An 864-nucleotide genomic window follows, 5' to 3' on the forward strand; every position below is an offset into this window, starting at 1 on the left:
GACGATCATCCTCGGCCGGCCGCGCTCGGTAATGAGCCGGTCCAATTCGCGGGCAACCCGCATGCCCGAAAGAGACGTATCAACGATGAGTGCCAGGCACTCTCTCGTGCAGTCGTCGACGACGGCCATGATGCGGAAGCGGCGCCCGTCGGTGAGCTGGTCCGATACGAAGTCGAGCGACCAGCGCTCGTCGGGCCTCAGCGGCACCAGCATCGGCGCCCTTGTCCCGATCGCCCGTTTGCGGCCGCCACGGCGGCGAACGGCGAGCTTCTCCTCCCGATAGAGCCGGAACAGCTTCTTGTGGTTCACGATCAGGCCCTCCCGCCTCAGCATCACGAGAAGACGCCGGTAGCCGAACCGACGACGTTCCTGCGCGATCGCCTTCATCCGCTCGCGAACCTCGCGGTCGTCCGGCCTGCTGGTCTCGTAGCGAACCGTCATGCGGCAACAGCCGATGGCTTTACACGCCCGCCGTTCGCTCATCCCGAAGCCTTCCTTCAGGCAAGCGACAGCTTTCCGCTTGGCCGCGGGCGTCACCATTTCTTTCCCACAAGATCCTTCAACGCGGCATTGTCGAGCATGGCGTCGGCCAAAAGCCGCTTTAGCCGCGTGTTCTCGTCCTCCAGCGCCTTCAGTCGCCGAGCCTCGGAGATATCCATCCCGCCGAAGCGGGCCCTCCAGTTGTAGATCGAGGCGTCGCTAACCCCGTGCTTGCGGCACAGATCGGCAACCGATACCCCGGCCTCATGTTCCTTCAAAATCCCGATGATCTGCTCTTCAGAGAAGCGGCTACGTTTCATGTCCTAGTCCTCTCGATGGGCCAGAACGAACTTCAAACCGGATTAGATCAGAGGGGCAAGGTCA

The 864-nt window shown here is 62.6% G+C and carries 1 pseudogene; it reads right to left on the bottom strand.

From position 1 onward, the window contains the following. Positions 1 to 800 (bottom strand): annotated as a pseudogene (locus tag NKH03_RS34805) (IS3 family transposase); the annotation flags it as partial. Positions 801 to 864: the final 64 nt, after the last annotated feature.

It is taken from the genome of Mesorhizobium sp. M1406 (assembly GCF_040317555.1).
Lineage (GTDB): Bacteria > Pseudomonadota > Alphaproteobacteria > Rhizobiales > Rhizobiaceae > Mesorhizobium.